16 protein-coding genes are annotated in these 17,471 nt (G+C 34.3%); 5 read left to right on the top strand and 11 right to left on the bottom strand.

Annotated elements, in window-relative coordinates:
• Positions 1 to 58: 58 nt before the first annotated feature.
• Positions 59 to 628, bottom strand: a complete 570-nt coding sequence (locus tag HM981_RS11320) for a Crp/Fnr family transcriptional regulator (protein ID WP_179338914.1) — start codon at positions 626 to 628, stop codon at positions 59 to 61.
• Between the two features lie 558 nt (positions 629 to 1,186).
• Between HM981_RS11320 and HM981_RS11315 the strand changes: the two genes are divergently transcribed.
• Positions 1,187 to 2,245: a flavin monoamine oxidase family protein gene (locus tag HM981_RS11315; protein WP_179338913.1), complete on the top strand. Its 1,059-nt coding sequence runs from the start codon at positions 1,187 to 1,189 to the stop codon at positions 2,243 to 2,245.
• A 52-nt stretch (positions 2,246 to 2,297) separates the two neighbouring features.
• Here the strand turns inward: HM981_RS11315 and HM981_RS11310 are convergent, their stop codons facing one another.
• The 5 genes from HM981_RS11310 to HM981_RS11290 all read right to left on the bottom strand — a co-directional run bounded on the left by HM981_RS11310 (position 2,298) and on the right by HM981_RS11290 (position 6,778).
• Positions 2,298 to 2,555: a DUF6952 family protein gene (locus HM981_RS11310; RefSeq protein ID WP_092443256.1), complete on the bottom strand. Its 258-nt coding sequence runs from the start codon at positions 2,553 to 2,555 to the stop codon at positions 2,298 to 2,300.
• 226 nt (positions 2,556 to 2,781) lie between these two features.
• On the bottom strand, positions 2,782 to 3,090 hold the full coding sequence (locus HM981_RS11305) for a thioredoxin family protein (protein ID WP_179338912.1): 309 nt from the start codon (positions 3,088 to 3,090) through the stop codon (positions 2,782 to 2,784).
• Positions 3,091 to 3,182: 92 nt separating this feature from the next.
• Positions 3,183 to 3,821, bottom strand: a complete 639-nt coding sequence (locus HM981_RS11300; RefSeq protein ID WP_179338911.1) for a peroxiredoxin — start codon at positions 3,819 to 3,821, stop codon at positions 3,183 to 3,185.
• 141 nt (positions 3,822 to 3,962) lie between these two features.
• Entirely contained in the window at positions 3,963 to 5,432 is a 1,470-nt protein-coding gene (gene nhaC / locus HM981_RS11295; RefSeq protein WP_179338910.1) for a Na+/H+ antiporter NhaC, read from the bottom strand.
• Positions 5,433 to 5,578: 146 nt separating this feature from the next.
• The gene (locus HM981_RS11290) at positions 5,579 to 6,778 is read right to left on the bottom strand and encodes an aminotransferase class I/II-fold pyridoxal phosphate-dependent enzyme (RefSeq protein WP_179338909.1); all 1,200 of its coding nucleotides are present in this window, start codon (positions 6,776 to 6,778) and stop codon (positions 5,579 to 5,581) included.
• A 166-nt stretch (positions 6,779 to 6,944) separates the two neighbouring features.
• Here HM981_RS11290 and HM981_RS11285 point away from each other — a divergent pair, with 166 nt between their 5' ends.
• From HM981_RS11285 to fabV, 4 genes are all read left to right on the top strand, one after another.
• Positions 6,945 to 7,403: an Lrp/AsnC family transcriptional regulator gene (locus HM981_RS11285; RefSeq protein WP_179338908.1), complete on the top strand. Its 459-nt coding sequence runs from the start codon at positions 6,945 to 6,947 to the stop codon at positions 7,401 to 7,403.
• A 203-nt stretch (positions 7,404 to 7,606) separates the two neighbouring features.
• The gene (locus tag HM981_RS11280; protein ID WP_179338907.1) at positions 7,607 to 8,377 is read left to right on the top strand and encodes a LuxR C-terminal-related transcriptional regulator; all 771 of its coding nucleotides are present in this window, start codon (positions 7,607 to 7,609) and stop codon (positions 8,375 to 8,377) included.
• Positions 8,378 to 8,654: 277 nt separating this feature from the next.
• Positions 8,655 to 10,055 (top strand): dihydrolipoyl dehydrogenase, encoded by a 1,401-nt coding sequence (gene lpdA, locus HM981_RS11275; protein WP_179338906.1) that lies wholly within the window; start codon positions 8,655 to 8,657, stop codon positions 10,053 to 10,055.
• 11 nt (positions 10,056 to 10,066) lie between these two features.
• Entirely contained in the window at positions 10,067 to 11,257 is a 1,191-nt protein-coding gene (gene fabV / locus HM981_RS11270; RefSeq protein ID WP_179338905.1) for an enoyl-ACP reductase FabV, read from the top strand.
• 79 nt (positions 11,258 to 11,336) lie between these two features.
• Here the strand turns inward: fabV and HM981_RS11265 are convergent, their stop codons facing one another.
• The 5 genes from HM981_RS11265 to HM981_RS11245 form a co-directional block, all read right to left on the bottom strand.
• Positions 11,337 to 12,740 (bottom strand): TolC family protein, encoded by a 1,404-nt coding sequence (locus tag HM981_RS11265; protein ID WP_179338904.1) that lies wholly within the window; start codon positions 12,738 to 12,740, stop codon positions 11,337 to 11,339.
• A 3-nt stretch (positions 12,741 to 12,743) separates the two neighbouring features.
• Entirely contained in the window at positions 12,744 to 14,093 is a 1,350-nt protein-coding gene (locus tag HM981_RS11260) for an HlyD family secretion protein (RefSeq protein ID WP_179338903.1), read from the bottom strand.
• A gap of 16 nt (positions 14,094 to 14,109) precedes the next feature.
• Complete coding sequence (locus tag HM981_RS11255; protein ID WP_179338902.1) at positions 14,110 to 15,768, bottom strand: peptidase domain-containing ABC transporter; 1,659 nt, start codon at positions 15,766 to 15,768, stop codon at positions 14,110 to 14,112.
• Between the two features lie 5 nt (positions 15,769 to 15,773).
• Positions 15,774 to 16,448 (bottom strand): TetR/AcrR family transcriptional regulator, encoded by a 675-nt coding sequence (locus HM981_RS11250; protein WP_179338901.1) that lies wholly within the window; start codon positions 16,446 to 16,448, stop codon positions 15,774 to 15,776.
• Positions 16,449 to 16,708: 260 nt separating this feature from the next.
• Positions 16,709 to 17,299: a hypothetical protein gene (locus HM981_RS11245; protein ID WP_179338900.1), complete on the bottom strand. Its 591-nt coding sequence runs from the start codon at positions 17,297 to 17,299 to the stop codon at positions 16,709 to 16,711.
• Positions 17,300 to 17,471 lie beyond the last annotated feature (172 nt).

Below are 17,471 nucleotides of genomic sequence, written 5' to 3'. Positions count from 1 at the left end.
ATTGTTTTTTTGTTTGCGTAAAGGTCTGCCGTAATGCCGTGTTGAAAAATAACAAATGTTAGATAGTGATCTGTTTTCTAATCCGGCTTAAGGATTGCGGTTCCATACCTAAGAAGGAGGCGATATTGTCTACAGAGACGTTTAGCGCTAGGTTAGGCTGTTGTGTTATAAACTTTAGATAGCGTTCTTTTGCTGTTAATACCTGGAAATCTTTAACCCGTTCTATTTTACAATTGAGGTGCTCGTTGGTGACCGTTTTTATAAAGTCGCTCCAAAAGGTGGATTGCGCTTGGATGAGCTCGAAATCTGGTTTCGAGATTTTAAGAAGTTTACAGTCGGTAATGGTTTCGTAATAGTCTGGAGCTGGAGTTTCACTCATAAAACTTTCTAGAGAGGTGAAGAAGTCGTGCTCGGCGACTAAATGTTGTACTACAATTTTACCTTCTACATTTTGATAGCCTTTTACAATGCCTTCACTTAGAAAATACACATAGCGTTCTGTTTTTCCGGCTTCTAAGAGTAGGGTGTTGGCTGGTACATTTTGGGAGGTAAAATAGGTTTCCACTAAACTGCTATCGGTTTGGGATATGTTACATCGCGATTGTATATAGTGGTGTAAGTTGTTCATGGGTGTGTTTTTAATCAACGTAGCTGTTTTACGAAGATAGCTGAAAATTTTAGCCTATGAAACTGTAAGAATCGCAACAATCATTTTGTTTGTGCAACGTGGTTTGAATAGGTTTATTGTTATAGTCTTTGTCTTCTATGAATTGCTTTAGGTGTTTTATTACGGGTAGTTTCATGTGCTAGTGGTGTTTTGTTTGTTAAGGGCAATTGGGTATTGATTGAGGTTTCGACTGCGCTCAACCTGACAACTCGGTTTGATTGTGTTCAACTTGTTATAGAGGTTTCGACTTACGTTGTAAGCTATCTTCGTTCAACATATATTTTGCTCTCGTTAATGCTCAACCAGACAAATAGGTTTCGACTGTGTTCAATCTGTTATAGAGGTTTCGACTGCGCTCAACCTGACATCCCTTGTTTAGACAGTGTTCAACTTGTTATAGAGGTTTCGACTGCGCTCAACCAGACATTTTTGTTATATAAGGTTTAGGTTGCTTACCACTAGACGTTCCTCCATAAAAACTATTGGTGGATTGCGGTTAACTTATCTATCTTTGATAGCATGAATAAAAGCATCGTTATCATAGGAGCTGGGCTTTCGGGATTATATTTAGGGTATCTCCTTAAAAAAGCAGGTTTTACTATTAAAATATTAGAAGCAAATGATCGCATTGGTGGCCGTATTTTTACAAAAAAGACTCATGATACCTCTGTAGAATTAGGTGCCACTTGGCTTTGGAGGTATAACAAAGACTTAATGGAGTTGTGCCAAGAATTAAAGCTGACTCTATTTGAACAAGCTATGGCAGGAGAGGCTTTGTTTGAAGCCACAGCTGCAGCTACTGTGCAACGTTTTAAGCTTCCTGAAAATCAGGAGATAAGTTATAGAATAGCAGGAGGTACGGCAGCGCTCTTAGAGCAATTAGCGGCTCATTTTTCTGAAGACGAACTTCTACTGAATGCCGCTGTAAATACCATTCAGGAGCAGGATAACGCCATTGAAGTTATTACGGAACATTCGACATTTATAGCCGATCGTGTGGTGTCTACAATACCACCTCAGCTTTTAGTGCATTCTATTCATTTTCCTATAGCATTAGATAAAGATCTCGTAGAGGTGGCTAACCACTGCCATACTTGGATGAAAGATTCTATAAAATTTGCAGTGGTCTATAACACTCCCTTTTGGAAAACGAAGGGCTTATCTGGCACTGGTTTTAGTCATGTTGGTCCGTTTACAGAAATTTATGATCATTCAGATTTTACTCATAAAAGGTTTGCCTTAATGGGGTTTTTAAATGGCAACTTAGCCACTGAAACCAAAGCTCAGCGAGAATTACTGGTTAAAACCCAGCTTTTAAAGTTTTTTGGAGACGATGGTGAAAACTACTTGTCTTATGAAGAGAAGGTATGGAGTCAAGCGCCACTAACGACTACAGTAACTGATACGTATTTAACTCCGCATGCCAATAATGGGCATCCTATTTTTCAAAAGGCGTATTTGAATGGTAAATTTATCGTTGCAGGTTCTGAAACGTCTCCAAGTTATGGAGGTTATATGGAAGGAGCTATTTATAGAGGCCATCAAATAGCACTTCAATTAGAACAACAGTTTCTATAAACTAAAAAATCTCAAGCTTTCACTTGAGATTTTATGATGTTCTTTACGCTTACTATTTATCAATAGATCCTAAGACGCGTTTCATAAATCCGTTAACGGCTTCTTTTTTAGGCGTGCCTTCTTTAATCATTTTATTCACTTCAATGGCACCATACATATTAGAGATTAATTCTCCAATCACGTCTAGTTCTTCATCTTTAAGTGATGGTACTTCAGTTAACGCTTCTAAAGTTTCAATGGTTTCAATGATGTAATCTTCGTCATTGTCTTCAATGAATTGCGTTAGGTGTTTTATTACAGGTAGTTTCATTGCTAATGGTGTTTTGTGTTATAAAGGGCAAATTGGGTATTGTTTGAGGTTTCGACTTACGTTGTAAGCTATCTTCGCTCAACATATATTTTGATCTCGTTAATGCTCAACCAAATAGTTTTGCGTTATAAAGAGGTTTCGACTGCGCTCAACCTGACACCCCTTGTTTCGACTGTGCTCAACTGGATAAATAGGTTTCGACTGCGCTCAACCTGACAGACTTTTGTTATAAGGCGTCGTCCACCAATTCTTTTAACACATCGAACTTATTCGTTTGTACCTGACCTTTAAATTCACCGTTTTTGAAGGTTGCAAAGGTTGGTAAATTATCAACGGTTGCTAATTTTCTACTTTCAGGAAATTTTTCAGCATCAGCAATTACAAAGGTTGCGCCTTCGTGCTCTGTTGCTAATTTCTTGAACTTAGGTTTCATTATTCTACAATTTCCACACCACGTCGCTGAATATTGTACGATCACTGTATCGTTACTATTGATAATCTCTTGTAGATTATCTTGTTCTAATTCTTGTATCATAATTCTTGAATTTTAAATAGACCTGACAGGTGTTTGAAACCTGTCAGGTTTAATTGAGATTGCCACGCTTTGCTCGCAATGACGGTAAGATTTTAGTGCGTTGCTAAATAAGCAGCAGTTCCTTTTGCATTGGCTTGCATAGCCTCTTTACCTTCTTCCCAGTTTGCAGGACAAACTTCACCGTTTTTTTGTACGTGTGTTAAGGCATCGATGATTCTCAAGTATTCGTTAACGTTTCTACCTAAAGGCATGTTGTTAACGCTTTCGTGTTGGATGGTTCCTTCTTCGTCAATGATGTATGTTGCTCTGTACGTTACGTTATCACCTTCAACCGTTACCAATCCTGTTTCTTCATCAAATTGTTCGTTGAATGTATCTAAGATCCCTAAAGCTGAGGCTAGGTTACGGTTAGAATCTGCTAAAATTGGGTATGTTACGCCTTCAATTCCACCATTATCTTTAGATGTGCTTAACCAAGCAAAGTGTACTTCGGCCGTATCACAAGATGCACCAATAACTACAGTGTTTCTTTTTTCGAATTCACCTAAAGCCGCTTGGAATGCGTGTAATTCAGTTGGACAAACAAAAGTGAAATCTTTTGGGTACCAGAATAATACTACTTTTTTGTTGTTGTTTTTCGCTTCTTCTAGAACGTTCACTTTAAAAGTGTCGCCCATATCGTTCATTGCGTTTACGTTTAAATCTGGAAATTGTCTTCCTACTAATGCCATGTTTTTATAGTTTTAAATTGATTGTTAATTTTCGACTACAAAGATACTTTTCATTAGGGAATTTATACGTTAAGCAAATTTTAATTTTTTATAAAGCGATAGATTTTTGCTATGATGAATTTTGTTTTTAATAAATAAAACCTATTTATCTTTTAGCATCTTAATTTTAAGATTTAATGCCGCAAAGAGTAATGTTGTAAATGGACTGAGCCAGTTAAAAATGGCATAGCCAATGTATTCTCCCACGCCAACGCCTAAAACACCACTTTGGTAAGCACCACAAGTGTTCCAAGGAATAAGCACTGAGGTTACGGTACCAGCATCTTCTAGTGTACGACTTAAGTTTTCAGGAGCCAAGCCTTTATCTTCGTAAGCTTTTTTAAACATTTTGCCAGGAATAACGATGGCTAAATATTGGTCTGATGCAATAAGGTTTAAGCCTAAACAGCTTAACACCGTACTTGCAAATAATCCGAATATAGATGTTGCTATAGATAATAAAGCTTTTGTGATTCTGGAGAGTGCTCCGATGCCATCCATGATGCCACCAAAAACCATAGCGCAAATGATTAAGTAGATGGTCCACAGCATGCCTTCCATACCACCAGCTGAAAACAGATCGTTTAATTTCTCGTTGTCTGTAACAATAGATGTTTCTGTAAAAATTGAATTTATAATTGCAGAAAATTTAGATTGAGATAGTCCTTCTAAAATATTACCTTGAAATACGAAGGCAAATATAATTGCTAGAAGAATTCCTGAAGCTAAGGCAACTAAAGGCTTTGTTTTTAGTAAGATTAAGGCTACTACACCAACAGGCACTAAAAACAACCATGGAGAGATATTAAAAGTATGATCTATAGAAGCGAGGAGGTTACTAATATCTGCACTTCCGGTGGTATCTATATTGAAACTAATAATTCCGAAAACAATTAACGTTATAATAATGGTAGGCACAGTTGTAATGGCCATATATTTAATATGCGTAAACAAATCGGTACCAGCCATAGCAGGCGCTAAATTTGTGGTATCACTTAAAGGCGACATTTTATCTCCAAAATACGCACCAGAAATTACAGCACCAGCAATCATCCCAGGATTAATACCTAAAGCGGTACCAATACCAACTAAAGCAATACCAACGGTTGCCGAGGTGGTCCAAGAACTGCCTGTTGCAATGGAGATGACAGCTGCAATAATAACGGAAGCCGGTAAGAATATTTCGGGACTTAAGACTTGTAAGCCATAGTAGACCATTGCAGGAATGACACCACTTACTAACCAAGTACCAGCTAAAGCACCCACTAAAAATAAAATCATGATGGGTACAAAAACGCTTTTAAGGTTTTCCCAAACCTCTTTGAGCATTACTGAAAGACTTACTTTATTAAAAAAACCAACAGCTGCAGCGACACCACCACCTAATAATAAAATAATTTGATTAGTATAACCGCCAAACCATTCTTGGTCTTCAACAAAAAAGATGTTATAAGCCAACATGGCCATTAGAATCACAACAGGAATAAGGGCTTCAAAAAAACTAAGTTCTTTATTATCAATAATCTTTTGATCTTCTATTTTAATCTCATTTAGTCCGTCGTTTTCTTGCATTTTAATCCGTTTAGTTCTGTAATGTTACGATTTTGTTAAGCCATTTGCAAATTGAATACGAATCATGGAATGTGATACAAAAAAAAGGTTAGACGCTTACTAATGTGTAAGAATCTAACCATTAATTATATAGGTTGATTTTGAACTTAAAGAATATTTAATTCCGTCATACAGGTTTTCATCATATTATAGGTGCGTTCAATGTCTGCATCCAAACCAATAGAAAACCGAATTAGGCCATCGCTTAATCCCATTTCTGCTTGTTCATCTTCAGGAATTTCAGAAGAGGTAGAGCTACCAGGAGCACTAAATAAGGTTTTGTAAAAGCCTAGACTTACTGCCAAATACCCTAGATTTCGTTCTTGCATTAATTCCATTAGTGCATTGGCTTTATCTAAGGAGCCCACATCAATAGTTAACATGCCACCAAAACCGTATTTTTCATTCATCATCGCTTTGAATAGCTCATGAGATGGGTGAGAAGCTAAACCAGGATAGACTGTTTTTAAGCCGCCTTTTTCAAAGCGTTCTGCTAAATAACTGGCATTATGGCTATGTTGCATCATTCTAATGTGCAATGTTCTTAAATTCTTTAGCACAGAAGCAGCGCGCAGACTATCCATGGTAGAACCTAATAGCATGGCTGCTCCGCTGTTGACGTTTCGTAAATTGTCTATGAGTTCTTGTGTGCCACAAATAACTCCGCCAACTGTGTCTGAAGATCCATTGATGAATTTGGTTAAGCTATGGATGACAATATCAGCACCAAGATTAATTGGTGAAATAGATAACGGAGAAAAGGTGTTATCTACAATGAGTTTTAAATTATGCTTTTTAGCAATAGCAGCTAAACCTTTAATATCAGCAACTTCTAATAACGGATTACTAACCGATTCGCAATATAATACTTTAGTGTTAGGAGTAATTGCTGCTTCCACCACATCTAATTTCGTAATGTCAACAAAAGTGGTATCAATACCTAAGCGTGGAGCAAAGTTTTTTAGGAACGCATACGTGCCACCATAAATGGTTCTGCTACTTACTATATGCTCGCCAGCATTGCAAAGTTGCAATAACACCGGAGTAATGGCTCCCATGCCAGAGGCTGTAACAGTAGCGGTTTCGGTTCCTTCCATAGCGGCTAAGGCTTCCCCTAAGTATAGATTAGAAGGAGAAGAATGCCGTGAGTATAAATAACAACCATCTGCATTGCCTTCAAAAGTATCGAACATGGTTTTTGCCGATATAAAGGTGTACGTAGATGAATCAGAGATAGATGGATTAACACCACCGAATTCGCCAAAGTACTGTAAGTCTTGAATATTGTTTGCCGGTTTAAAAGCCATAATGATTTTGATTTTATTAATTAGTGCATTCAAAATTCGATTGTTTTAGATGATTAGTCAATACTTTAGGTTAGATATAGATTATTTATCTGTTTATTTTTGTTTTAATAGTTTTATTTAGGGTAGATTTAAATATTGGATACTAATTTTAGAAAAAACAGCAGGTATGATTTTTGATCAGATAGATAAAAAAATGTTGCATTTACTTCAAACGGATAGTAAGCAAACTAATAAAGCCTTATCGCTTCAGTTAAATTTGTCTGTAACGGCAGTTTATGAACGCATTAGAAAACTTGAAAAAAATGGCATCATAAAACAGTATGTGGCTTTGGTAGATAAAACTAAAGTCGACAAAGATTTTGTCGCTTTTTGTCATGTTAAACTGATACAGCATTCTCAAGATTATGTCGTCATGTTTGAGCGCGAAGTGAAAAAACTTGATGAGGTTTTAGAATGTTATCATCTCAGTGGAGATTATGATTACTTGCTTAAAGTTTTGGTAAAAGACATGAAAGCGTTTAGAGAATTTATGGTTGAAAAACTCACTAAAATCAATCATATAGGGAGCACGCATAGTATGTTTATGATTAATGAAGTGAAGCATACTACAGAAATTTCCTTGTAGCATAAAGCGCATTAGTGTGGTTACTGGTGTTGGCAAAGTAAAATTTACAATCTAAAAATGTATAACGTATTTGCTACGTGAATGTTAAGTTTTACACCTGTAATTCTTATTATGTAAATTCATAATTTATTTCTATTTTTAGAATATATATAGTAATCGCGCTGTTTATAATTCCTTTTAACTGACAATAAGATCATTATTTTATGAAATACACTCATATTAAGGATATGTATAAGTCTATATTTAAGTCTTATGACAAACCTTCATTAGAAACTCACATTAAAAGACTTATAGACTTAGATCAGTATTTGCCTTATAGTTCTACTTTTTTCTGCATCACCAATACGCAAAGTTTAGAATTTGAATACATCAGTAAAAATTTTAAAGCGTGTTTAGGTTTAGATTCTGATTTATTAGAAAAAGGAGGTATGCGTTATTTTTGGAGTAGACTTCATCCTGATGATCTCGAAATATGGATAAAAGCCCTTAATGAATTAATGGAGTTTACCTTAGGAAAGATTAGTAAAGATAACCGCCAGAATGCTAATTATACATGGAACTATAGATTTAAAAACGCAGAAGGTGTGTATGTAAATTTAATTCAGAATACCACTCCGTTAGCTTTTGATAGTCATGGAAAACCTATTATTGGTTTGGCGCATTATACCGTTTTGCATTCTGATATAAAAATGGATATTTCTGCTTCTGCGAAACTTCTAAATGAAAACAATGAATATGAGACGATCTATTTTAATAATTTTGGACAAAAAATATTAGGTTCAGGGATTAGTAATCGGGAAAGAGATGTTGTTCGGTTTTTAATTTTAGATCTCAGTAGTAAAGAAATTTCTAAAAAGCTGAATATAAGTTCGCATACTGTAGATACGCATCGCCGAAATATTTTGAAAAAATTAAATGTATCCTCAACAGGAGAACTTATAGGGATGCTAAAAATGAACCAAAACTTCATTTAAAAACACAGACTAAAATTACTCAAATTGAGTATTGCACGTTAATTTGTTTATTAAGACCTTTGATTTAGTTATTAATTAAATTCTTAGGGGAATTGTTGTAACAGTGTCTACTAAAATTTTCATTAATTTAGGTAGACACTTTTTTTTGTTATCATCTAAAAATAACGGGCTTTACCATTTCTTAATCAGCTAAAAAAAAACGTCAATCTTCATTCGGCATTAATCATTCAATATTGTATTTTTGTTTTAGATTTTTAATTAGACAAAAAATATTTTTATGAAATCATATGATGTAGCAATAATAGGTTCTGGACCTGGAGGATATGTAGCAGCAATTCGTTGTGCACAATTAGGCATGAAAACAGCTATTATTGAAAAATATTCAACACTTGGAGGAACGTGTTTAAACGTTGGTTGTATTCCAAGTAAAGCCTTATTAAGCTCTTCACATCATTACGAAGAAGCGACAAAACATTTTGAAGAGCATGGGATTGAGATTCCAGGTGAAATTAAAGTGAATCTTGAGAAGATGATTGGTCGTAAGCAAGCTGTTGTAGATCAAACTACAGGTGGCATTGATTTCTTAATGAAGAAAAACAATATCGATGTTTTTGAAGGTTTAGGCTCTTTTAAAGATGCGACACATATTAAGATAGAAGGGAAGGATGCTCAAGAGATTGAAGCAAAAAAGATCATTATTGCAACAGGATCTAAACCTTCAACATTACCTTTTATTACTTTAGATAAAGAACGCGTCATAACATCAACGGAAGCTTTAAAATTAAAAGAAATTCCAAAACATCTCATTATTATTGGTGGTGGAGTTATTGGTTTAGAGCTTGGACAAGTGTATCGTCGTTTAGGTGCTGAGGTGACTGTTATTGAATATATGGACAGAATCTTACCAACGATGGATGCTGGTTTGTCTAAAGAATTAAATAAAGTCTTTAAGAAAGCAAAATGCAAAATGATGTTATCTCACAAAGTGCAGTCTGTAGAGCGTAATGGAGATGAGGTTATTGTAAAAGCTGAAAACAAAAAAGGAGACGTTGTAGAATTCAAAGGAGATTACTGTTTAGTTTCTGTTGGTCGTAAACCTTATACAGCAGGCTTAAATGCTGAAGCTGCAGGAGTAAAATTAAACGATAGAGGTCAAGTTGAAGTAAACGAACATTTACAAACATCTGCATCAAATATTTATGCGATTGGTGATGTTATTAAAGGAGCGATGTTAGCACACAAAGCCGAAGAAGAAGGTGTCTTTGTAGCTGAAACGATGGCAGGACAAAAACCACATATCGATTATAACTTAATTCCAGGAGTTGTTTACACATGGCCAGAAGTGGCTGCTGTTGGTAAAACAGAAGAAGAATTAAAAGCAGATAATGTAGACTATAAAGTGGGTCAGTTTCCATTTAGAGCTTTAGGACGCGCAAGAGCAAGTGGAGATCTAGACGGATTTGTAAAAATCTTAGCTGATAAAAAAACAGATGAAGTATTAGGTGTACACATGATTGGTGCACGTTGTGCCGATTTAATAGCAGAAGCCGTTACAGCAATGGAATTTAGAGCCTCTGCAGAAGATATTTCTCGCATGTCTCACGCACACCCAACATTTGCAGAAGCCGTAAAAGAAGCCGCTTTAGCAGCAACAGAAGATAGAGCATTACACGTTTAGAAAATTAAACTATGATTATAGAACCAAGAACTAGAGGATTTATATGTTTAACATCGCACCCAACAGGTTGTGAAAAAAATGTATTAAATCAAATTGACTATATAAAATCAAAACCAACAACAGATACACCAAAAAAGGTGTTGGTAATAGGAGCTTCAACCGGATTTGGTTTGGCATCTAGAATAACAAGTGCTTACGGATCTAACGCCTCTACAATTGGTGTATTTTTCGAAAAGCCACCAACAGCAGGTCGTCCAGCATCACCAGGTTGGTATAATAGTGCTGCTTTTGAGACTCAGGCTCATAAAGACGGTTTGTATGCTAAGAGTATAAATGGAGATGCGTTTTCTAACGAAATAAAAGCGCAAACTTTACAATTGATCAAAGAAGATTTAGGTCAGATTGATTTAGTAATATATAGTTTAGCATCACCAGTAAGAACACATCCAGATTCAGGAGAACGTTTTAAGTCGGTTTTAAAACCCATAGGTGATGCATTTACCAATAATACGGTCGATTTTCATACCGGTGAAGTTAAAGAGATTTCCATAGAACCTTGTTCTGGTGACGATATTGAAAATACAGTCACTGTAATGGGAGGTGAAGATTGGCAAATGTGGATTGATTTATTAAAATCTGAAAATGTATTAGCTAAAGATTTTAAAACTGTAGCGTACTCATATATTGGCCCTTCACTAACAGAAGCCGTTTATAGAAAAGGAACTATTGGTCGTGCTAAAGATCATTTAGAAGCAACCGCATTTAAAATTACAGATGCTTTAAAAGACATTAACGGAAAAGGTTATGTTTCTGTAAATAAAGCTTTGGTGACGCAAGCGAGTTCTGCAATTCCCGTAATTCCTTTATATATTTCATTGTTATATAAAGTGATGAAGGAAGAAGGTATTCATGAAGGTTGTATAGAGCAAATTGAACGTTTATTCAGTGAGCGTTTATATGAAAATGAAATTCCTTTAGATGATGAAGGACGAATTCGTATTGACGATTGGGAAATGCGCGACGATATACAAGCTAAAGTCTTAGAACTTTGGAAAGAAGCAACCACGGAAACATTACCAAATATTGGAGATTTAGAAGGTTATAAAACTGATTTCTTTAATCTTTTTGGTTTCAATGTCGAAGGAGTTGATTATGATAAAGACGTTAATGAAATGGTTGCAATTCCTGGATTACAGGAGTAAATTATTTTGAAATTAAATACTTTAAAAAAAGCGAAAATCTCAATTGATTTTCGCTTTTTTTATGTCTTTTAAGACTATTCTATATATTGGGGTTCACGGCCATAGCATTAAATAATTTTGCTTTGGTGTTGAAAAATTTATTCTGAATAGCGATAGCTTTTAATTGTCCATCTATGAGTTTAGATTCTCTAGAATTTACAAAAAACAATGAGCTTTCTCCTAATTGGAATTTACGTTCTTCTGCAGTAAGCATTAATTCGTAATCTGATACCATTTCTGTTGTAATTTCATTTTGCATAACATAAGATTCGAGTTCTTGTTTTAAGGCTGAAATTTTATTTTCAAGCGTTACTCGTGTGGCATTTCTTTCGTATTCAGTGTCCTGTACTTTTAATTTTGCCAATTTTAAATCCCCTCTTTCTTTTCTTAAGAATAGAGGTAAACTCACGTTTAGTCCGCTTTTATATTCTCCTGTATTAAAAGTCTGTGCTGTTTCTGGTGTTTCTGATAAGAAATTATATTCTAAGTTAATTTTAGGTAATAATTTATTGGCTTTTAGGCGTTTGTCAACTTCCAAACCTTGTAGTTTATAATCTAAAGAACGCATTTTTGGATGTGCTTCTAAAGCCATAGCTTCGGTTTGTAATTGGTTAATACTAAATGTCGTGTCTATAATGGATTCTGAATTTACATCAGGAATTATATTGGGCTGAAGCTCAACAGGAATATTATTCTCTAGCCATAAAAAGTTTGACAATTCTAAGGCAGCTTTCATCAGTTTTACTTTAGATTGCTCTAACCCTAGCTTTCTGCTATTTACAGCAATACGCGCTTCGGTTTCATCAATTTGCGCATTTTCGCCAACTTCTACACCTTTTTTAATCCCTCTAAATCTTAGATCTGCATTTTCTAAAATGTTCTCAAATAATAGCAATTCGTTATAGGCTTGCAACCATTTAAAATAAACTAATGAGGCTTCAAAAAGTATGTTGTTTACATAAATATCGCGATCAGCTTTAGCTTGTTCTCTAAATAATTTGGCTTGTTTTAGGGAAGCCATTCTATTATTAATTAATAAGCCTTGTGCTAATGGTACAGAAAAACCTGCACTATACAACCCCTCTTTTGGAACGTAGGATTCTGGGTTTAGGTATTCACCAGAATTTTCTTCAAATGCTGCTTTTAGTTCTACCCCAAACCATGTTGGTATTTTAAACGTACCATTCAGTTTATCGTAATATTCTGTGCTCTTAAACTTTTTACGGTTATAGTCTACTTCGAATTTAGGATCAAAAGCACCACGAGATTTCAAAAGTTTAGCTTGACTTTTGTCAATAACTAATTGGGCCTGTTTTACAATAGGATGAAACTTTTTTACAAAGCCTAAGTATTCATCAAATCTTAAAACGTTTGATAGATCTGAGGCTTGCGAAAAGCTTAATAAAGTAAAACTTAAAAATGCTAGTGTAAAAATGTGTCGCATCTCTTATTTCTTTTTAGCATTAGTAGTGGTTGCTGGCTGATAATAATTTGGAGGAAAACCATTAAGTTTTCTCCAAAGCTCGTACCAAATTGGCACATCTTCGAGTAATGCCATTGTATAGGCACCAGAACCTGCTCTGATGCTTTTGGGCCATTTATAAGCCTCTTCATCCGGAGCTAAAAGCACTCTAAATTTACCGTTAGGACTAATAAAATTCTCAACAGCAACAATCTTAGCACCATAGGTTCCGTAAGTGATATCTGGCCAACCACTAAATACAATTGCTGGCCAACCATCGAACTGTACGCGTACTTTTTCGCCAATGTTTATTAATGGTAAATCTATAGGTTCTACAAAGGTTTCTACAGCTAAATCTACTTGAGCAGGCATCATACCAACTAAGGCTTCTCCTTCTTTAAACGTTTGCCCAACACCACCTCTAATAGCTTTATTTATATAACCATCAAAAGGTGCTTTAATATATTGTAAATCGCTTCGCATTTGATAATTAGAATATTGATTATCTAATTTTGAAACTTGCGCTTCTGTATCAAATTGCCTCGATTGCGCTGTGTATTTATCACTTTGCGCTTTTGAGATTTTATCTGCATAAGCTGCATTAACTCTAGAAATTTCTACCTGAGCGTTTATAATTTCGTTTTTACTAGATAACAATTTATTTTGTTGCGATATTAATTTAGCTTCAGTTTCTTGTAGTTTTAAGCGTTTATCTTCTACATCTTTTGTAGCCTTAAAACCTTCTTCTTGCAAGGTTACTGTTCTATCAAACTGAAGTTTTGCAATTTTTTTATTGGTAATAGCCGCTTCTAAATCAATACTATCACTTTGCACTTTGTAACGTGACTGAATGAGTTTGTTTCTTGCTTGTTCTAATTTTAAGCCACGTTCATTAGACAAAGCACCTATTTGACGGTTTAGCGCTTTTACTTTTTCGCCATAAGAACCAACAGATTGTGCTTTGGCATCACGTTGTTGCGCTGTACGTTCTACTAAATTTGGGTCAAAATATTCGCTCTTAATTTCTGAAACTTTCATTATAGTATCGCCTTTGGCCACAAAATCACCTTCGCGAACAAACCATTGTTCAATACGACCAGGAATTGGTGATTGTATGGTTTGTGGTCTTTGGTCTGGTGTTAAGGTGGTTACATTACCACGACTTGTGATATTCTGCGTCCAGGGCAAGAATAAAACGATAATACCAATGATGGTAAAGACCAATAATAAGCGATTAAAACTCTTATAATAACGGTTGTGAAATACGCGTTTTCCGGATTTGGATTCGTTAAGGTTTACCGATTTATGTAATTGATTATTAGATATATTTAACATAGTAGTCTTGTCTTTTTTAAATAATTTCGCCGTCTTTTAATGTTACCACTTGCGTGCAACTCTGCGACCATTCGTTTGCTCTACTCACTACAACTAAAGCCCAAGGATTAGCCTCGTCAGTTAAAAATGAAATGATTCTTTTGACCTCTCTTTCAGCAAAATAATCTAATGGATCTTCTAAAATGAGGACTTTTGGTTTGCCTACAATAGCTCTTGCTAAAATTATTTTTTTAGCTATGGTGAAAGAAATTTGTTTTCCTTCTGGATATAAAATAGTGTTTAAACCATGAGCACTTTCTTTTACAAACTGATAAAGTCCAGCAATATCAATAGCCCACATTAATTGGTCGTCTGAGATATCTTTGTTTCCAAAAGTGATATTTTCTCTAATTGTGCCTTCAAAAGGTGTTTCATCAACTAAAGACATGCCTAAATTTGCTCTGTAATGATTAAGATTTATATTATTGAGCATAAATTTATCGAGATACACTTTACCTTTAGAAGGTTCTAAAATACCACCAATTAAACGCAATAAACTCGATTTTCCAGACCCGCTTTCACCTCTAATTAAAAGTCTGCTTTTAGGTTTAATAGTTAGCGAAACATTTTTAATAATATGCGCTTCTCTACCTGGCACATTAAACGAAACGTTGTCTAATTCTATGCTAAAGTCCTCTTTAAACTCAGGTTTTTCACCCTGTTGGTTTTCTAACTCTTTATCTACTATTTGTCCCATTTTTTCTAAAGACGTCAATACATCGTAAAAGGATTCTAAACCTAAAATTAATTTCTCTACAGAAGTAATTACGAGTAAAATAATAATCTCTGCAGCAACAAACTGACCAATATTCATTTCTTGATTTAAAACGAGTAGTCCACCAATAAGTAAAAGTCCAGCAGTAACTATGACTTTAAAACCAATCATTTGTATAAATTGAATTACCAACACATTAAAGTGGCTTTCTCTTGCTTTTAAATACTCGTTAACCAATTCGTCATTTTTATCAATGGCTAAACTTGTTTTTCCAGAAAGTTTAAAGCTTATAACGGCTCTTGCAACCTCTTGTATCCAATGTGCCACTTTATATTTATGTTTAGATTCCATAAGACTCGTTTGCATTCCCTTTTGAGCTGTAAACTTAAAAACGATGTAAATTAATAGGAGTAATAAAAATCCAAAAGCAATAAAAAACGGATGGTAAAATGATAGTAGAATGAGGGCAAAAACAATTTGAAGTAAAGCAGCTGGAATATCTACTAATATTTTTGATAAGCCTTTTTGAATATTTAAAGTATCGAAAAATCGATTGGCTAATTCTGGAGGATAATTATCGCGTAATTCGTCCATTTTTATTTTAGGAAAACGATACGTAAATTCAAAAGACGCTCTGGTAAAAATACGTTGTTGGATAGTTTCTATAATTCGCATTTGCATCAGTTGCAGAATACCAACAAACGTGACACCTGTAGTCACTAAAATTACTAAAACAATCCAAGAGGTACTCACTTGAGCACTTTGAAGTAGGTTAATAATGGCTTGAATTCCTAAAGGTAATGTTAGTGCTAGTATTCCGGAAAAAATGGCATAATAGATAACTTGCATTAAGTCTCGTTTCTCTAATTTTAAAAGGCCAACAAGACGTTGCCATGGAGACATGATTTCTTTTTTATTCATAATATTTACTTACTAATAGCATTTATGGTGAGTTCTTTAAAAAAATCTGTAGGAGTAACATGGTCATTACAATCTGTGATTGATATGAAGTGTTCCTTTAAAAAATGTTGATGCAGTGCTCCCTCGACAACTGTACTGGCAAGACTTGAAGCAAATTTATAATTAGGATTAATAGCAATAATCATATCACGTAAACGCTGAATCATACGTTTATAAATTATAAAATAGCCGTCTTTGTTTTCACTGTCTACTTCTTTTGTTAAGTACGATTTAGAGTTTTCATTAATAATAATTTTATTGAGCACTATTTCGTTAATATGTGAAAAGGTGACGTCTTCTTCAATACTTTTTGTGATAACCTCTATAGCTTTTAATAATTTATCTTTTGGATCTGGCATATTAAATGTTGCAAATACCATTTGATATTCTATCCAAGCCCAATACCAAGAGGTGAGGTATAATAGTAACTTATGCTTACTTTCAAAATAACGGTAAATAGAACTTTCATTAGAACCGATTTTTACGCCTAATTTCTTAAAAGTGAAACTGTCAAAACCTATGTCATCTATTAAAAGAATACTGTTTTCAATAATACGTTTCCCTAATTTTGAAGATTCTGGATCTTTAAGATAGATTTTATCTGGTACAGAAATTTTTAGGTTCGAAAGTAAATTTATCATATTTGAATAATTTGATTGCAAATATAATAGTAATACTATTAAAAATGAATTATTAACAAAAATTTAATGGTTAATCCTATTAAATAAAGAGGGCACAATTCCATATTATATAGTTAGAAAGATGGGAACGCTAAATTTTAAAGAGAAATGCTTAGACGACTTAACTGTTAAAAGAAACCTAGGAAAGGGTTGAAGTCGTTTAACTAAATATTTAGGGTATGTAAAGCGATAAAGAAGTCATTGGTTTCAGTGATTGAGGATCACAATTCCCTAATTAAATCTTCAATGCGCATACGTTTGCTGTAATCATATTCATTAACATCTTTTACAAAACAATAGGCGCTAATCTCACCAGATTTTACTTTTTCGGCGAGTTCTTCAACTTTAAAAGGACCAAATTGTTTGGATTGTTCTATGTAATAGAACTCGTGATCATAGATAATAGTACTCACTTTCTTTTTATACTTTTCTCTTAAAAAGGTATTGATGTCTTCAATAGAATTTAGTTCGTCTTTGTACGTTGTAGTATTAATATAAAGCGCAAACTCTTCTTTTGCTTGGTTATTGAGTACCAAGATATCATCATCTTTAAAATAAGCTTCTACAGTTATGGAACCATCTTCGGTTTCGATCGTAAATGTATTTTGAATATTAATGTTCCAAGACGTTATAATTTCATTGTCTTTGGTAGATATTTCAAGAACATTATCTGCTTTAAACGTGTAAACCGATTTTTTATTAGAAATACCATTCACCAAAACCCATTGCTGATTTATTAAAAGCGCGTCATGATGATGCTCAAAATTAAAAGGCTTTAAATTAGGAATAGTGTTGTGAAGGTAATCGTTCATTCAGCGGTTTTTCAATCAGTTGTATGTGTAAAGCTGTTGCTAATATAACGTAAGGTTTAGGGTTTTAATTATCTAAAGTTAATAATTTTCTAATTGTTTTAAAATTTATTTTTGTTATTATTCTTGTAATAACTCCTCATAGGAATAAGGTAAGATAAGTTCTGATTTTCAG

This window comes from Winogradskyella ludwigii (assembly GCF_013403985.1).
GTDB lineage: Bacteria > Bacteroidota > Bacteroidia > Flavobacteriales > Flavobacteriaceae > Winogradskyella > Winogradskyella ludwigii.
The sequence above is the reverse complement of the archived record's forward strand: the minus strand, read 5'-3'. Positions and strand labels throughout refer to the sequence as shown.

Excerpts from the sequence above, each read along its gene's own strand:
- HM981_RS11320 (WP_179338914.1), bottom strand. The coding sequence starts at position 628 with ATGAACAACTTACACCACTATATACAATCGCGATGTAACATATCCCAA.
- HM981_RS11315 (WP_179338913.1), top strand. The coding sequence starts at position 1,187 with ATGAATAAAAGCATCGTTATCATAGGAGCTGGGCTTTCGGGATTATAT.
- HM981_RS11310 (WP_092443256.1), bottom strand. The coding sequence starts at position 2,555 with ATGAAACTACCTGTAATAAAACACCTAACGCAATTCATTGAAGACAAT.
- HM981_RS11305 (WP_179338912.1), bottom strand. The coding sequence starts at position 3,090 with ATGATACAAGAATTAGAACAAGATAATCTACAAGAGATTATCAATAGT.
- HM981_RS11300 (WP_179338911.1), bottom strand. The coding sequence starts at position 3,821 with ATGGCATTAGTAGGAAGACAATTTCCAGATTTAAACGTAAACGCAATG.
- nhaC (WP_179338910.1), bottom strand. The coding sequence starts at position 5,432 with ATGCAAGAAAACGACGGACTAAATGAGATTAAAATAGAAGATCAAAAG.
- HM981_RS11290 (WP_179338909.1), bottom strand. The coding sequence starts at position 6,778 with ATGGCTTTTAAACCGGCAAACAATATTCAAGACTTACAGTACTTTGGC.
- HM981_RS11285 (WP_179338908.1), top strand. The coding sequence starts at position 6,945 with ATGATTTTTGATCAGATAGATAAAAAAATGTTGCATTTACTTCAAACG.
- HM981_RS11280 (WP_179338907.1), top strand. The coding sequence starts at position 7,607 with ATGAAATACACTCATATTAAGGATATGTATAAGTCTATATTTAAGTCT.
- lpdA (WP_179338906.1), top strand. The coding sequence starts at position 8,655 with ATGAAATCATATGATGTAGCAATAATAGGTTCTGGACCTGGAGGATAT.
- fabV (WP_179338905.1), top strand. The coding sequence starts at position 10,067 with ATGATTATAGAACCAAGAACTAGAGGATTTATATGTTTAACATCGCAC.
- HM981_RS11265 (WP_179338904.1), bottom strand. The coding sequence starts at position 12,740 with ATGCGACACATTTTTACACTAGCATTTTTAAGTTTTACTTTATTAAGC.
- HM981_RS11260 (WP_179338903.1), bottom strand. The coding sequence starts at position 14,093 with ATGTTAAATATATCTAATAATCAATTACATAAATCGGTAAACCTTAAC.
- HM981_RS11255 (WP_179338902.1), bottom strand. The coding sequence starts at position 15,768 with ATGAATAAAAAAGAAATCATGTCTCCATGGCAACGTCTTGTTGGCCTT.
- HM981_RS11250 (WP_179338901.1), bottom strand. The coding sequence starts at position 16,448 with ATGATAAATTTACTTTCGAACCTAAAAATTTCTGTACCAGATAAAATC.
- HM981_RS11245 (WP_179338900.1), bottom strand. The coding sequence starts at position 17,299 with ATGAACGATTACCTTCACAACACTATTCCTAATTTAAAGCCTTTTAAT.